This is a genomic window from Mucilaginibacter metallidurans (assembly GCF_003286435.2).
Classification (GTDB): Bacteria; Bacteroidota; Bacteroidia; order Sphingobacteriales; family Sphingobacteriaceae; genus Mucilaginibacter; species Mucilaginibacter gossypii.
Genome location: NZ_CP043449.1, coordinates 5180552 through 5197057 on the forward strand (window position 1 = coordinate 5180552; position 16506 = coordinate 5197057).

At 43.5% G+C, this 16506-nt stretch carries 16 protein-coding genes; 1 reads left to right on the forward strand and 15 read right to left on the reverse strand.

The features are described from left to right. Window positions 1-8: 8 nt before the first annotated feature. Window positions 9-152, forward strand: a complete 144-nt coding sequence (locus DIU38_RS33185; protein ID WP_167516250.1) for a hypothetical protein — start codon at window positions 9-11, stop codon at window positions 150-152. A gap of 154 nt (window positions 153-306) precedes the next feature. Here DIU38_RS33185 and DIU38_RS21910 read toward each other — a convergent pair whose 3' ends face one another. From DIU38_RS21910 to DIU38_RS21980, 15 genes are all read right to left on the reverse strand, one after another. Next, window positions 307-513: a YgaP family membrane protein gene (locus DIU38_RS21910; RefSeq protein ID WP_112657493.1), complete on the reverse strand. Its 207-nt coding sequence runs from the start codon at window positions 511-513 to the stop codon at window positions 307-309. 134 nt (window positions 514-647) lie between these two features. Next, a complete protein-coding gene (locus tag DIU38_RS21915; RefSeq protein ID WP_112657491.1) occupies window positions 648-1283 on the reverse strand; it encodes a Crp/Fnr family transcriptional regulator in 636 nt (211 codons plus the stop codon). Between the two features lie 9 nt (window positions 1284-1292). Then, window positions 1293-1601 carry a rhodanese-like domain-containing protein gene (locus DIU38_RS21920; RefSeq protein ID WP_112657489.1) on the reverse strand — a complete coding sequence of 103 codons (309 nt, stop codon included), beginning with the start codon at window positions 1599-1601 and terminating at the stop codon, window positions 1293-1295. A 1-nt stretch (window position 1602) separates the two neighbouring features. Next, window positions 1603-1842, reverse strand: a complete 240-nt coding sequence (locus DIU38_RS21925) for a hypothetical protein (protein WP_112657487.1) — start codon at window positions 1840-1842, stop codon at window positions 1603-1605. 9 nt (window positions 1843-1851) lie between these two features. Then, the gene (locus DIU38_RS21930; RefSeq protein ID WP_112657532.1) at window positions 1852-2256 is read right to left on the reverse strand and encodes a DUF983 domain-containing protein; all 405 of its coding nucleotides are present in this window, start codon (window positions 2254-2256) and stop codon (window positions 1852-1854) included. Between the two features lie 137 nt (window positions 2257-2393). Beyond that, entirely contained in the window at window positions 2394-3659 is a 1266-nt protein-coding gene (locus DIU38_RS21935) for an NAD(P)/FAD-dependent oxidoreductase (protein WP_112657485.1), read from the reverse strand. A 10-nt stretch (window positions 3660-3669) separates the two neighbouring features. After that, window positions 3670-4122, reverse strand: coding sequence for an OsmC family protein (locus DIU38_RS21940; protein WP_112657483.1), 453 nt, complete (start codon window positions 4120-4122; stop codon window positions 3670-3672). Between the two features lie 160 nt (window positions 4123-4282). Then, complete coding sequence (locus DIU38_RS21945) at window positions 4283-4468, reverse strand: YgaP family membrane protein (RefSeq protein ID WP_112657481.1); 186 nt, start codon at window positions 4466-4468, stop codon at window positions 4283-4285. 11 nt (window positions 4469-4479) lie between these two features. After that, complete coding sequence (locus DIU38_RS21950) at window positions 4480-4785, reverse strand: hypothetical protein (protein ID WP_112657479.1); 306 nt, start codon at window positions 4783-4785, stop codon at window positions 4480-4482. After that, window positions 4782-8006: an efflux RND transporter permease subunit gene (locus DIU38_RS21955; RefSeq protein WP_112657477.1), complete on the reverse strand. Its 3225-nt coding sequence runs from the start codon at window positions 8004-8006 to the stop codon at window positions 4782-4784. The genes DIU38_RS21950 and DIU38_RS21955 overlap by 4 nt, the downstream gene beginning before the upstream one ends. 4 nt (window positions 8007-8010) lie before the next feature. After that, window positions 8011-9120, reverse strand: coding sequence for an efflux RND transporter periplasmic adaptor subunit (locus DIU38_RS21960; RefSeq protein ID WP_112657475.1), 1110 nt, complete (start codon window positions 9118-9120; stop codon window positions 8011-8013). Window positions 9121-9130: 10 nt separating this feature from the next. Next, window positions 9131-10474, reverse strand: a complete 1344-nt coding sequence (locus tag DIU38_RS21965) for a TolC family protein (protein ID WP_112657473.1) — start codon at window positions 10472-10474, stop codon at window positions 9131-9133. 422 nt (window positions 10475-10896) lie between these two features. After that, window positions 10897-11301, reverse strand: coding sequence for a hypothetical protein (locus DIU38_RS21970; protein WP_112657471.1), 405 nt, complete (start codon window positions 11299-11301; stop codon window positions 10897-10899). Window positions 11302-11594: 293 nt separating this feature from the next. Next, on the reverse strand, window positions 11595-13163 hold the full coding sequence (locus DIU38_RS21975) for a SusD/RagB family nutrient-binding outer membrane lipoprotein (protein ID WP_112657469.1): 1569 nt from the start codon (window positions 13161-13163) through the stop codon (window positions 11595-11597). 18 nt (window positions 13164-13181) lie between these two features. Continuing rightward, window positions 13182-16493, reverse strand: coding sequence for a SusC/RagA family TonB-linked outer membrane protein (locus tag DIU38_RS21980; RefSeq protein WP_112657467.1), 3312 nt, complete (start codon window positions 16491-16493; stop codon window positions 13182-13184). Window positions 16494-16506 lie beyond the last annotated feature (13 nt).

Genomic DNA, 16506 nt, shown 5'->3' on the forward strand with positions numbered 1-16506 from the left:
TATTTAACATGAAAACTAGTTTCAGCTTGCTCTTCCATTTGAAGAAACCAAAGAACTACAATGACGACCCGGTACCAATTTACATGCGCGTTACAGTGAACGGAAAACGGGCGGAAACCACAGCATCAAGAACCTCTGAACTCTCGCAATAGAACAGTAAAGCAGGTCGCTTAAAAGGCATAAAGGAATCTGTCCGGGTATTCAACGCATATCTGGACACTTTGCAGGCAAATGGTTCATGCAGCTCACGAAAGCCTGCGATCACGTTCTGTCTTTTCGCTCGGATTAAACCGGCAGTTTTTTAAGTTAGGCGCCAGTTTTCCTTGTGCTGATCTTGAAGGGGTAATACAATGGACAAAAACTGATAAACCCTGTTAAAATGAAGATAGCGGCAAGGGCCAGCAGAATAATTGCAAGCGTCCCTGACAAAACACCCGTATAATATAAGATCGCTATTGCAAGCGCCGCAAGGATCCGTAAAGAACGGTCAAGCGTACCCATGTTCTTTTTCATAGCATTAATTTTTTAATAAAATTAACCTATATAAAAAGGCTGGTAGGTGACAAATGTTACATAGAAAAGTGATCCTGGTCTTATTTAAATAAAATGTCGGGATCTGCATTACGATCAATGTTGGGCTGGAATAATTAAGCGTCGAAATTATGTAGTAACTTGATCTCGTTACGATATAGTAAAATCTTCCCGTTATTTTCAAGGATTTTTAGGAGGCGTGAAATAACTACCCTGGAAGTGGCCAGCTCATCGGCAATCTGGTAGTGGGAGGCTCTAATCAGATTGGAACCTGATAATCTCTTCTTTTCTTTTAAATAAGCGATCAGTCTGTCGTCCAGCTTATGAAACGCGATACTTTCTATCGATTTTAACAATTCTGAAAAACGCTCATTGAAGCTCCGCATGATATAATTTTTCCAGCTGGGGTATTTGCATAACCATTCATCCAGCTTGTTATGCGGAATGGCTATGATCTGAAGGTCACCTTCAGCGATGGCTTTAACTTCGCTCTTTTTTTCTTCCAGGCAACAACTGTATGCCATAGAGCAGGTTTCGCTGCTGGATAGATAGTATAGCAATATCTCATTGCCATTATCATCCTTTTTCAATACCTTTAATGTACCTCTTACTACGAGGGGCATCATACGGATGTATTTTCCGTAATCCATAATGATATCACCGTCTTTGAATGAGCGTAATTCACCAAACGTCTCAATTTCTTCTATCAGCGCAGGTTCAAACTGAAAAGCAAAATTGGCAGATTCATCCATGTAGCTAAGTTAACAGTATTGCGCTACATTATTCCAGTTTCCGCCATTGATGACATTGGTTATACCGTTTTTTTCCAATATTACTTTTGCCTGCCCGCTCCTGCCTCCGCTTTGACAGCAAACAATGATGTTTTTCTTATTCCTGAACCTGGAAAGTTGTTGCGGTAACTGGTCTAAAGGAATATTGACAGAACCTTTAGCGTGGCCGCCCGCAAACTCGCCAGGAGTGCGTACATCAACTAAAAATGCGCCATCTTTGATTAGACTTCCCAGGTCAACAGACGGCGAGCCGCCAAATAACTGCTTAAATAAATTCATATTAATTTTTTATTTGTTTGGTGCCATTGTCGTCGGTTGGAGTTTCTATTATTTTAGGAGAAAACGAACACAAGCCGGTTGAACACAGCGTTTTGTTAAATACCCCTATCCCGGTATAAATCAGGCCTCCGATAAAGCTTACTAAATCTTTTTTGAAAATCCCTTCCGTAATAATCACTAAGCCGATAATGACCCAAAGCCTGCGGCCCAAGGTCCAATTGTACAGTATCGTATTTTTCATAACCTCATATTAATGACCGGCACTTAAATCCGGATGATAATGGAGGCCTGGAGTCAACCAATGGAGCAGGATAACCCTTGAGTATCTCATGTTGAAAGGGGCAAGCAGGCCAACAACACCTAATAAAACGATAATGTACAACCAGGGGTTATCGCTTCCTGTTATGATGGATGTACCAATAGCCAGGGCTACCAGTTCGGCCACGATAAAAGCGTAACTTACATACATAGCACCATAGAAATATCCCGGTTCCCGCTCATAGGTCATCCCGCAATGCGGGCAATTGATGTGCATTTTCTGGCCGCTTAAACTATATAAAGGGCTGGTATAAATATCTCCGACCCGACATTTAGGGCATTTGGCTTTGACAATGGCCGGCCACATCGCCAGCGCCTTTTCTTGCTTCTCTTCCATTTTAATGATGGTTAAGTATTTAATGATCACACAAAGATCCCTCGAATCAGCTTTAGCAACGGTAACAAATGTTACACTCGATTTTCAACGACTGTCTTTCTAAGATTTACTTCATAGTTAAAGGCACTAATATTTTTTTACAGAACGGTATGATCGCCAATCATTTCACTTAATGCCAGCCCCCATTGCGGAATTTTCCCGCCCAGGGTATAATACATTTGCTTAAAGCCCATTTTCAGGGCGTAAGGTGTAATGCCCATCTCCAGGTGGCTTTCTTTACCGCCCCACCATTCATTGGTACGCATGTAAAAACCTTTTATGCCACCCATATCACCCATGCATAGCAGTTCAAATTCCATAGGTTTAATATCTCCCTTAATGGCGCCTAATTCTTTCGCTATAGTGTTAGCCAATACTTCGGCTTCCATGTGGCCCAGTGACCCGATCTTAGGAACGGTAATTGCAGCGGCGTCACCAACCGCGAAAATATTCTGATAATCGGGATTGCGCATATACAGATCGGTGACGACAAAACCCATATCATCTGTAAAAGGCAATTCCTTTAAAAAGGGATGTGCCTGCCAGTCGGGGAAAATGATAGATACCTCTGCTTCCTGTGACGAACCATCGTTAAACTCAATACCGCCGTTATAAACCTTTTTGATACCATTTGTATTTGCCTGGTAATGGTAGCCCATTTTTGCCATCATGGGTAATAGCTGATGCAATATCGTTTCTCCTGCATCTTCCGCAATTACTTTTGCAGGAGTTGATAGATAAATTGTTTCGGCATTGCCTTTTTGATTTTTTTCCAGCCAGTGTGCCAATGAAAATGCAAGTTCAACAGGCGGGCCTTCGCATGCAGTCATGGCTATAGGCAAGCCGGACGGCAGCTTCCAGCTCTTACCCTGGTGAAAAACATCAGAGGTGAGCGCTATAGGCCCCCCTTTGTATTCTTTATGCAGGTAATTTCTCAGCCGGTTACCCAAAAAAGCGTCCGTAACGCTATGTCCGTTCTCATTAAAACCGTCCACCGCATCGTAAGCCAGGCGGTTACCCAGCGCAACAACCAGGTAATCATATTTTATTTTTCTTACCGGGTGACCGGGCCGTTCGTTCGGCTGGTAAAATACGGTGTTGGCATCGGCATCAATGGTAGTTACCTCTGCCTGGATAAATTCACTTCCGTCATGTTCCAGGTACGACATGAATTTATATTGCAGGTCGATTGCCGGGTTGATATTGGCCAAAACCTGCATAGGGATATTGGGAACAAAGGTGAGCAATGCTTTACGATCAATGATGGTAATGTTCGCTTTGTCCTTTACAGCAGCATGAATATATCTGGCTGTTGTAAGCCCGGCAAAATTGCAGCCGAGGATAATGATATGAGGTTTTGACATACAAGTTAATTTAAATGTTGAGAACTTTGATTAATGGGGTCATGATGATCTTTGACCTGACTGAATTGGAGATGAGACAAGCCGTTTCTGATTTTTGCAACACCCTTTCGGCTCTTTCCCTGTCTTTTTCATCAGCGATGGTTACCGTGGGCTCAAGAATAACCTCGGTCATCATGAATTTCCCGTCCACCTGTTCGAGTTTCCCTTTTGAATTGCAGCTGAAGCTCACAAATGAGAGTTTCGAATTTTCTGCAATGGCTAAGAAGGTGGTCATTAAACAGCTACTCACGGCGGCCGTGAACAAATGCTCGGGCGACCAGATCCCGGGAACCCCTTTCGGAAACTCGGGGGGTGTCGCAACTTCGATGCAACTGCCGGCATCCCGGTTTAACTCGGGGGAACACATCATGCCTTTGCGTTCTGTATTCCAGTTAACTTCTACTTTATAATAATGCGCTTCCATCGGTTGTTTCCATTTTGTATTGATCAGAAAGCCAATTTACCTTTGTTATAATAAACAAATAATGACCGTCAATAGCCTCATTCATGATGTTCATCACTTATCGGGCGCTTAGCACTAACGGGGGGCAAACTTGAACGATCCGTTACAAACCTTCCCGTTATCAATCTTTGACGCCTACTGCCTTTAAGATCAATTCCAAAGGACAAAACCTCGTAAAAGCGGACTGGACTAAATTAAGTCCGACAAATGCCCCTAGCCAAAGCCATTGGATATTTACTGTGTACGCTAATATTATACTGGTTAACACCATTGTACCGGCAACGGCACGTACAATTCTTTCTTTCATCTTCTTTTAGGTTATAGAAATTTCTCTACCGGCATGATGAATGTCCTAACCGGAAATTTTTCATCATGCGTTTCGTTATAAATTTTAATGAGTTCCATCCCCTGTTTCGCATTTGCCGACGGCGTAAACGTGAAGATCATCATTGACTCAACTTTTTCATCGCCGCTGGCAAACCAATCTTCCAAAAGATTAGTGCCTTTACCTTGCTTCTGTCCTATGATTTCGCTGGTACTAAAAACATCAATGTTTGCCTCTTTAAATATTTTTGAAATGTCGCCCAGGCATTCTTTTAGACAAGTTACGACCAATAGTTTCATGACGCGGATTTTTTAGGATTAAGATGAGTTTTACGCATCATTTTGAAATATAATAAGGGCACCACGATCAGGGTTAGGAAGGTGGAAGTGATCGTACCGCCCATCAGCGAGATAGCAAGCCCCTGAAAGATCGGGTCGAACAGAATGATCACTGCGCCTAAGGCCACTGCGCCGGCTGTTAGTAATATAGGCGTAGTCCGTACCGCACCAGCTTCGATAATGGCTTGTTTGAGCGGGATGCCCTCATCCAGCCTGATATTGATAAAGTCGATCAGTAAGATAGAGTTACGCACCATCACACCGGCGAGGGCTATAAAACCAATCATGGAGGTTGCGGTAAAATAAGCGTGCAGCATCCAGTGGCCTAACACAATACCTATCAATGAAAGCGGTATCGCAGCAAGCATCACCAGCGGCACCGTAAAATTCTGGAACCAACCTACGATCAGGATATAGATCATGATGATTACTACGGCGAAAGCGATACCCAGGTCGCGAAATACTTCAAAAGTGATCTGCCATTCTCCATCCCATTTCAGGCTGTAATTATCCTCCAGTTCCGGCTGATGAGTGTATTCCTCTTTTAGCGAAAAGCCTTTGGGAACTGTCACCGACTTCAGGTGGTCAGAAACATCCGAAATAGCATAAGATGGACTTTCCAGGTCACCGGCCATATCACCCAGTACATAAACTACTTCTTTTTGATTTTTACGGTATATGCTTTTAGGTTTGGTCTGCCGCGTTACGGTAACCAGGTCCTTTACGGGTACTGCGTTCCCCTGTAATCCAATCACTTTTAGGTTCAGCACATCATCTATATTGCTCTTATCGGCGTCGCTCAACTGTAGCTTAATTGCGGTTTGGTTATAAGCAGCGGGCTGGGCTGTATTGCCAACCGGCATGCCCGACAGCCCGGCGTTAACCGTTGCAGCTATTTGTGCCGTAGCGATACCATAACGCATTGCTTTTTCCTTATTCACTTCAATATGATATTCCGGCTGGTCGTCTTCGACCATCCAGTCAACGTCTACCACATTGGAGGTTTTATTCATTAAAGTTGTTACCTGCCTGGCCACTTTGATTTGCTCCTTATAATCAGGCCCGTAAATTTCAGCCACCAAGGTTGACAACACCGGCGGACCCGGGGGAACTTCCACGATCTTCACATTGGCATTATATTTTTTGGCAATTTCCTGTATTGGACCACGCATTTCTTTGGCGATGTCGTGACTTTGGATGCTGCGGTCATTTTTATCAACCAGGTTAACCTGTATATCGGCAACATTGTCTCCCCGGCGCAGATCATAATGGCGCACCAACCCGTTGAAGCTGATCGGGGCAGAAGTGCCGATGTAGGTTTCATAATTCCTGACAAGTACTTGTCTGGATACATAGGATCCTATATCTTTTGCTACGGCCTGTGTCTTTTCGAGAGTGGTTCCTTCCGGCATATCAACCACTACCTGAAATTCATTCTTGTTATCAAATGGCAGCATTTTAACGGCCACCGCCTTGGTGTAGAACATCGATAACGATGCGAACAGGATCACCACGATGCTTAGTATAAATGCCCAGCGTTTCCAGCGGGTTTCGAGTAAAGGCCGTATAAATGAGCGGTATATTTTATAGATGCGGGTTTCTTCCAGTAGTTTTGGTTTGCTTTCTTCGTCAGCGATACCATGCTTCTCTTTCTCACGTAAAAAGATGTAGCCCAGGTAAGGGGTTAAGGTCAAAGCAACTATCAGCGATAAGATCATAGCGATTGAGGCTCCGATAGGCATTGGGCTCATATAAGGCCCCATCATACCGGATACAAAAGCCATTGGCAATACAGCTGCAATTACAGTGAAGGTTGCCAGTATGGTAGGATTACCAACCTCGTTAATGGCATAGATGGCGGCCTGCAATGGAGGCAATTTTTTCATTTTAAAGTGCCGGTGCATATTTTCGGCGACGATAATAGAATCATCTACAACGATACCCGTAATAAACACCAAAGCGAACAAGGTAATTCGGTTAAGCGTGTAATGCATAAAGTAGTAGGCAAACAACGTAAGCGCGAAGGTTACCGGCACAGAAAGAAATACAACTAATCCACCTCGCCAGCCCATCGCCAGCATTACAAATACAGTTACCACCACGATGGCGATAAACAGGTGAAGCAGTAATTCACCCACCTTGTCTGACGCGCTTTCGCCATAATTACGGGTGACGGTTAGATGCACATCATCAGGCAATAAACTTGCTTTTAAATGCTCCACCTTACCAAGGATCTGTTCAGACAATTTCATGGCATCCGCGCCTTTCTTTTTGGCGACAGATAGGGTGACAGCCGGGTAATTCGATTTAAAGGCTTGAACGTTTTTAGTATCCGCTTTCCCATAATCAAACAGCACATACTGATTCGGCGTTTCCGCACCCTCATCAACTTTGGCTATCTGTTTCAGATAAACCGGCTGCTGCTGGTTAATACCTACCACCAAATTGCCAACATCATCTGATGAAGTGAGAAAATTCCCGGTTTCGACGGAAAAGGCAGTATCTTTTTGCAGCAGCGTGCCGCCTGGTAATTGCATATTACTACCCTGAATTTGTTTGCTCAGCGACAAAAAGTCCACATGGTTTTCGGCCATCTTATTTTTATCCAACAATACTTTTACCTCGCGGTTACGGCCGCCGATGATATTGACATCAGATACATCGTTGATCTTCTTGATCTCGTTAGCCAATTCCTGTCCCACCTGTTTCAGCTGGTAATCGTCATATTTATCACTCCATAACGTTAACCCTAATACCGGCACATCATCAATGGCCCTGGTCTTGATCAATGGCAGCGTAACGCCTTGCGGCATTTTATCCATATTCTTCAATAGCTCGCTGTAAAGCTTTACTAATGAACGTTCTACATCTTCGCCCACGTTAAACTGCACGATCACCATGGCTTGTCCCTGCATAGAAGTTGAATAAACGTATTCTACGCCTTTGATATTCGAGATCATTTTTTCAATTGGTGCCGCAACTTTGGTTTCCACATCTTTTGGAGAGGCGCCGGGGTACCCGATAAAAATATCGGCCATCGGTACCTGTATCTGCGGCTCTTCCTCGCGCGGAATTAAGAAGGTGCTGTAACCACCAATGAGTAAAAAGGCGATCATCAACAGTATGGTTAATTTCGACTGTATAAATGCCTTAGCAATATTTCCTGCAAATCCGTCTTTCATGTTCTTATTTTATTTTAACAGCTACACCGTTATACAATCTGCCTTCTGCGCTGACAATAAATTGCTCATTTAAAGCCAGTCCGCTTAATACTTCTACCTGGTTACCCTGCGCTTTGCCCAGCCTTACCCAGCGAAGCAAGGCGGTATGGTTACTGCCAATGGTGTATAAGCCAGTTAATTGGTCCTTATATTCGATAGCCGATACCGGAACCATCAACTGACCACCAGTATTGTTGGTTTTTATTGCCGATGGTAACGGGATGGCCACATTGGCGTACATGCCGGCAAACAAGCCTTGCTTTTCGTTATCTGGGATATTTACTTTGATCATATACTGGCCGCCGCTGTTTTCAGAAGACTGGTTGATTTGCGTTATTTTGCCATTAATCACTTTATGAATGGCATCGACATTTATCGTTACCTGCGCATCTTTTTTTATTAGGCTGATCTCGCTTTCAGGCACAGTTGCGCTCACCTGGTAGCTCCCGCTTTGTTCAATGGTCAATAGTGGCATTCCGGGGGTGGCCATGCTACCGGCATCCATCATTTTCTGAGTTACGGTTCCTGAAAAAGGAGCGGTCAGGCTGGTGTAACTGAGCGTGGCGTTTACCTCATTACGTTGTTGTTTTGCTGCTTCCAATCGTGCCTTTGCCGAACTGTATTGCAGTGTAATATTGTCGAGTTCCTTAGCTGAAGCACTTTGCTGTTTATACAATGCGGTAAAGCGGTCATAGTCCTTTTGTGCGTTCTTAAAACCAGCTTCAGCTTCTGTTATCATCGCATCGGCCTGGGCCCGTTTCGCCAGGATATCGTCATTGCTGATAGTCGCCAGCGTTTGCCCTTTATTCACCCGGTCGCCCACTTTAACATTGATCTTCGTGATATAGCCCATGACCCTGGTGCTGATATTGGCTGTTTGACTGGCCTCTACTTGTCCACTTACCGTCAATCCCTGGTTGGCATCGGCCGAAGGTTGGCTTACCGTAACAAAAATGGCGGTATCTGCACCAGCGTGTGTGTCTTTTTTTTCGTTGGAAGAACAGGAGCTAATAAGCAGCAAACCTATCGTTGCAAATAGCTGTAAAGTCCTGTTTTTATGGATCGGCAAGTTCATATCTGATGGTTTATTTGGTGGTCGTTGTTGTTAATAATGTGATATAGGCGTTAGTCACATCTGCGGTAAACCGCGCCTGTGCAAGCGAAAATTTCAATTGGGACAACTGCGTATCTGCAGTCAATATATCTGTGGTATTGACCAGCCCTTGCTGGTAACGGTTCTGTAAGATTCTCAGGGCCTCGGCTGCCTGTTCTATTGCGGCCTGGTCCTGGCCCATTTCAAATTGTGCATCGGACAGGTCACGGTAAGCTTTGTCAAGCTCCAGTTGGCTCTGGTCTTTTTGCTGAGCTAACTGCATGGTAAGTTTGTCACGCTCCAGTTTTTGTGCGGCAATAACATGTTTGGTCTTATTCCCGTTAAAAACGTTCCACGATAACTGTATACCGACCAGGTAAGCTTTAGCACCGAACCCGGTTAAACGGCTGTCATTATATTGGTAATTGCCAAAGGCATTCAGCTTTGGCAGGTAACTCATCTGGCTCGATTTGATCATCAGGCTGGATGCATCAATTGCTTTCTGCATGGCCATAAAGTCTGACCGGTTAGCGAATATCTTTTGCGTGCTGTCGATAACTGACAAGTTTGTTTGCGGCTCATCAGCGATGCTGTAAATTTTCCCGGTCGGCTGCCCCATTAACAGGCTGAGGTAATCAGAAGCGTTAAGGATACTGCTTCTTGCTTTTGCCAGGTTACTTTCAACCGAGGTTACATGCACCTGGGCATTCAATAAGTCCGACTTTTGGATCAAACCTTGTTTGAAGTGATTTTCGGTGAAGGTATATACAGACTTTGCTGTTTGGCTTGCTTCCGTCAAAACTTTCTCCGCCTGATAGGCCAGTTGCAGCTGCAAAAACGCTTTTGTGATTTCGAAAGTAATGTACTCCTGGGTGCGCTGTGTTTTATACCGGTAAATTTCGGTTTGTTTTTCGGCACCTTTACGCATGTATAGCATATCAATGTTGAGCAGGTGTTGCTTGACCTCTACTTGTGCCATATAATCCGGTGTTGCAGAAGGATGGTTTAAAAGGGCGGGATTAAAATCGTTTTGCGCAATGCTGCGCTGCTGCAGTTTAAAACCAAAAGCGCTGAGCGGATTGTTTGTGCTCATAGCTGTATAAGAGAGATCAACCTGCGGCAGGAAGATCGCCTGGGTCTGGTTGAAATTTGACTCCGCAATACGCTCGTCCAGACCGGCCACTCGAATAGCTTTGTTATTAGCTAAAGCTGCCAAAATGGCCTCATTCAGGCTTAGCTTTTGATGGATGTCCTGCGCTTGTGCTATTGCGAGGAAGCCTGGTATTCCTATATAGAGGATCAGTCCCCATTTGATCAATTGCTTTATTTTGTTCATCAATTTAGTTTTTAACAAAAGTAGTTTCAGCAAAAAAGTTAAACGGTAACATTTGTTACCTACACTGCCTGGTACAGGTATTTACGCCCCAGCGGGCTCTCATCTCGTTTTGACCGGTAATGTTAAATCAAAAAATAGAATTGGAAATAGCATTCAATCTGGTGTACTCATTCTCTCCAGCATCTGGCAAAAACAAATGATTCAGTTAATCTGATTATAAAGTTCAGGGCGATTAACTATTAAATAAATGCTCATTATCAGAAATTAAGATGATTTTTGTCTTTAGGTGAACTATGGACGTTAGGATTGAGGCCGGGTGGTATAAAGGTGTATAGCACTCATCTGCCATCCGATTGCTGTCAAAACGAGGTAATATACCCTGCATGCTGGCCGTGATCATGCTGAGCCACTGATCGGGATGATTATAATACAGCGGAATGACCGTTTTTACAACAAGTTGTACAGGTTATGGGCATCGGTTTATCCCGTTGAAATTCATGTTCATTAATTTGAGTGTTAGGAACAACAAAGCCATTCACTCTATCCACAACGAATTCCGGAAACCAGCAATCAGGAATCGAAACATTAATACATCCGTTCATTGCCGCCGACATCCCGCTCGTACCTGAAGCTTCGTGGGTTAGCCGCGGCGTGTTGAGCCAGACATCTGCCCCTTGTTTAAGCAGTCGTGATAAACGCAATTCATACCCGACTAAAATCGCGCAGTTTGGGTAATACTTACCTAAGTTTACGATCTTATCAAAACTGGCTATTGCCTCATAATCCATTGGATAAGGTTTTCCTGCCCATATCATTTGAATCGGCATTTTGTTGTCGGTCAGCAGTTGCCATCAATTCGCATCAATAAGGAAAGCGATGAGGTGAGTAAATTTAAAGTTTTATCTTACCCACCGAACAGCCGCCTTAAGAACCAATGCGGGCTATCCACATTGCTCCACAACCCTGAAAGTCAGATAGAGTGTTTATTGATGATTACTATCCGGGCGGGGCACATGATTTGCTTTTGCACGTATCGCGCATAGGGAAAAATATTTATACAAGTACAAAAAAAGCCGCCCACAAACGTGGGCGGCTCCTCAATCAACTATTATCTGGTATCTCATTTTACATCCCAGAAGATCTTTGTTGTACGGGTATCTTTTGCTTTTACATCATTATAATGACTGTTAAGACCTGTTTCGATACTTGGATATACTAACCTGTTTGGCGGAGTAGTGTAATTGGCCAATTTACCTGTACTTGGGAAATTCAATACTGGATATTTTGTACGCCTGTATTCGCTCCAGGCCTGGGTGCCTTGCATAAAGCCAAAATGCGCCCATTTCTGTGTCCATATTTTTGCCAGTTTTTGTGTTTGTGTACCTGTATAAGCTACTGAAGCCGAATTTAATAAAGTAGAAATATCAGCTGTGTTTAAAGTTGGTTTACTACCGGTGCCCAAGCTGTTCAAATAAAAATAATAGTAAACAGATTGGCTAACCGCAGTTTCGTATGCTGCTTTAGCATCACCACCGCCCCAACGCTCAAAAGCTTCAGCTTTCAGGAAATTAACCTCAGGTGCGGTTATTACGATACCCGGAAGTTTGTTGTTGGTTAAGAAAGTGGTTGAATCAACTACCGAATATTTCGCAGCTTCAGATGAGGCCTGTTCGCTTGTAAAAGTTACCGGCATTGCCTGGTAGGTTTTATTACCGTTTTTATCGTATAATACCGGGATCCTTGGATCATTAGCTGGCAACAATACGGTATTTAACAGGTAATCTGGCGCATAGTTACTACCACCTTCGGTAAGCGCGTTTTGCAACGATCCGGTGTAAGTAGTTAACGGTGTTAATAAAACGTCGGTTGCCGCCGGGCTGTAAGCCGCAGTATTGCCACCATCAATCAATGGATATGATGTTGGATCAGCAAGCATTTTGGCTACTTCGGCTTTTGAACCAGCTTCATCATAAAAAGACATACGCATCAGCATACGCAAACGGATAGAGTTAGCATACCTTCTCCATTTATCAACACTGCCACCTAACAAGATATCCTGTTGTGTAAATGCCTTGCTTGACTGGCCCGATAGAGTGGCTGTTTTAAAATATGTTGAAGCGGCATCCAAACCTGAGATGAAGCTTTTGTAAAGCGCTATCTGGTCATCAAATTTAGGATTTTTCACAGCAGCGCTTGTCTCAAGGCTTCCTGCCTCGCTGAATGGGATATCACCCCAGCAATCAACCATTTCTGATGCCTGATCAAATAAAACCACCCGGGAAGCATTCATGAACACGTCATTAGCAGCCTTTTCAGCAGCCGCCATCTGGTTATAATTAACTTCCATTGTGCGATACAAAGCCATTACGCCATTGGCCGAACCATTTGGATGATAAAAATCTTCCCAACGGTTTCCCATATAGCCATCATTAGGCTGATATACAGTATTGGTATTCGGCAGGAAACAGGTTTGTGAAAAATCCGCTGTTGCAGTTAATACAAACGTTCTGTAATGCCAGTATTCAGCCCTTACCCTGGTGTTGTTCAACATGCCAGTAAACATATAAGGAATAGTCACACGGGCTGTTTGTTCGGGGTTGTTAAATTTTTCGTCGATGCTTTTTTTGCAGCTTCCCAATGATAAAGCAAGCAAAAACGCGTATCCTATATATTTGAAATTCTTTTTCATAATCAATGACTTATACTATTAAAAATTCGCGTTTAATGAGAATCCAAAACTCCTGGTAGCAGGTGATGAACCTTCATCCACACCTTGCCTGTACCATGTGTCGCCAATAGGGGCTTCAGGATCAAGGTTTTTAAGTGTGCGGTATACATACAGTAAGTTTCTTCCTACTAAAGAGATTCTTAAATTGTTCAGATGCAGCGCCTTGCTTACACTTACAGGCAATCTGTATCCAAATACAAGTTCACGCAATTTCACGTAGTTGTTTTTAAACACCGCGTTTTCGTTTACAGAGTTTTCGCCCCAATCATAAGTATTCAGATAATATGAAGCAGCATCAACAATGGTTGTGTTTTTCTGTCCGCTTTCATTTACACCCGGTAATATAACACCGTCATTATAGGTTTTGCCACCGTTTGGTGCAGTCCCTAAGTGCTTGCCACCATTGCCGTCAATATAATAAGCCAAACCACCGTGGGCAGCATCACGATATTGTAAAGTGCTTTCGTACATACCTGCAGCTGTACCGTATTTTAATGGGTTTGATACCATTTTACCGCCCCAACGATAATCAACCAACACATCAAGAGAGAAGCCTTTGTAGTTGAATGTGTTAGCAATACCACCTACAATTTTAGGTTGGATATTACCAACATTAACATATTTTGATTTATCAATTGTGTATAAACCATCGCCGTTTACAATCTTGTTGCCATTAGCATCTTTAGCAACCGGGTAAACCAGGATATTACCTATAAGCTGGTTGGCCTCGGCTACTACTGCTAATGCAGACTGATCACCGTAGTAGAATGTAAGCTTGTCAAAACCTGGCGCCAGGTTGTTTGTTTTGGAACGGTTTATAGCAAAATTTAAACGAACATCCCAGTTAAACTTACCTGTAACAGGCTTACCGTTTAAAGCAACCTCAAAACCATTGCTATGTAAAGTAGCGGCATTAGCCAGTAACTTGGCAGCTCCAGTAGATGGCGCAACGCTTAATGCCATAATTACGTCTTTAACCTGGTTGGTGTAATAAGTAAAATCAAACCCTAAACGGTCTCTCAGGAAACGGGCTTCTACGCCATATTCCTGCTCATATTTCATTTCGGGCTTTAATTGCAAGTTACCATAAGCAGCCTCATAGGTTAGTTGTGTAACAGAACCGAGTTGCGTTTGCAATGATGATTGATTGTACAACACGTTTGCCACATACCTTGGCGCCCTGTTGCCAACCACACCATACGATGCCCTTAATTTTCCATAGCTGATAAATTCAGGCATTTTAAACGCATCCGAAAATACAAAGCCCGCGTTTACTGATGGATAAAAATAGGTGTTGTTTTTTGTTGGAAGCGTTGAAGCCGACTCATTACGCGCAGTGCCCTCTAAAAACAAATAATTTTTATAATTAAAGTTTAAGACACCAAAGAAAGCCTGGCTTTTTAAGGCCCCACGGGTTGCGCTTGTATTTTGCACGCCGTATGAGTTTGATAAAGAAAAGAAGTTTTCGGTTACTAAACCGCCATTGGTCCCTGACGACTGATCACGATAAGTTTCGCTGCGTGAGGTATACGCACCGCTAACAGTCATACTCAGGTCTTTAGTAAGTTTTGGCGAATAGGTTAATAATAAGTCGCCGTAAGTAATTGAATACTGAGCTTTGGAAACACCGTAATAACCTGTACTTGACGAACCGTTAAAAGCAGTAGAGTATTCATTGTATTGTTGCGAGTCGGTGTTGCGACCGGTATAATCACTACCTATACGTCCACGGAACTTTACATTTTTCAGCACATCCCAGTTTAAAGTAGCGCTGGTGATTAAGCGATTTTCGGTTTCATCCTCACTATTCTTTAACTGTGTCCAGTAAAAGTCCATAATATCCGCACCGCTCATATTGTATTTGAAAGCCTCAGCCGGGTTTCTGGCAGCGTTAGCAAGCGTTACGTATTTATAACCTTCCGATGTTTGATAGTTATCCAGCAATACACTCGCTTTTTCCGAACGGTTTAGGAAGCCACCAAAGTTGGCTAATACACGACCCAACTGATACGGACGGTTATGAGTTAAAGTATTTACGTAGCTCGCAACGATATCCGCGCTTATCTTATTGCTTAACTTAACAGTGGTATTTAAGTTAAACGAGTTTTTTTGTTGTTTTTGACCGCGCTGGATACCGGTATAATCTAAACGGGTTGCCGACAAACGGTAATTAACGTTGTCTGTTTGGTTTGATATAGCTATGTTGGCATTTGAGCTATAGCCCGTTTGAAACAGGTCTTTGTAGTTGTTTGGCTGTGGGCTGTAATCCCTGATCTCGCCATCCCACCACCTGATCTTTTGGCCTTCCATTTTAGGGCCGAATTGTGCATATGAGCTAAAACGCGGCCTGTAACCGCTTGGCGAATTGGCATCAGCTAACCAACCGTCTTCGGTAAAACCACCTGCAAGGTTGGTAGCCCTGTCATAACCAGGACCGTAAACGTTTTGGAAGTTTGGTGTAAAGGCTACCTGCTCGGCAGTACCTACATAGTTGAAATCAACACCAAGGCCTCTTGATCTTGAACCTTTTTTGGTGGTAATCACGATAGCGCCGCTCATAGCATCAGATCCGTAAAGCGCTGTAGCACTCGCACCTTTTAATACGGTAAGGGTTTCGATATCCTGTGGGTTGATATCCAGGATACCGTTACCCCTGATCCGCTGATCAGACCAGTATCCACCGTTATTTGAACCACCAGCGCCTGTCTCGCTGTTATTACGGATAATAACACCATCTACAACGTACAGGGGTTGCGTGTTATAGTTAAGCGAGTTGATACCGCGGATCTGCACGTTCACAGCGCTGCTTGAACCGCCTGGAGCAGTAGTGATTTTAACACCAGGAGCTTTACCATACAATGCTGAAGCAAAGTTAGTATTACCGGCCTCTGTTAATTGCTTCGCTGTAATGGTGGTAGTAGCATAACCCAGGGATTTTTCCTGGCGTTTGATACCAAATGAGGTAACTACCACTTCATTTAATTCGCCTTTACCTGCAGCCAGTGTTACGTTGATCACAGCATTGTCGCCCACGGTAACTTCTTTTGGTGTATAGCCTACAGATGAAAATTTAAGCACTGCACCCTTAGCCACTTTAATGCTGTACGCACCGTTTATGTTGGTTTGTACACCGGTTGTTGTACCCACAACTAACACGGTTACACCCGGTAAAGGCCCGGCATCATCGCGCACCACTCCCGTAACATTGGTTTGGGCAAATAAATTTGCCGAGATAAAAAGGGGCAGTAGCAGGACCACCCACCTTTTCAAGTTTAGATAAAATTGTTGCATGAAAAATTGATTA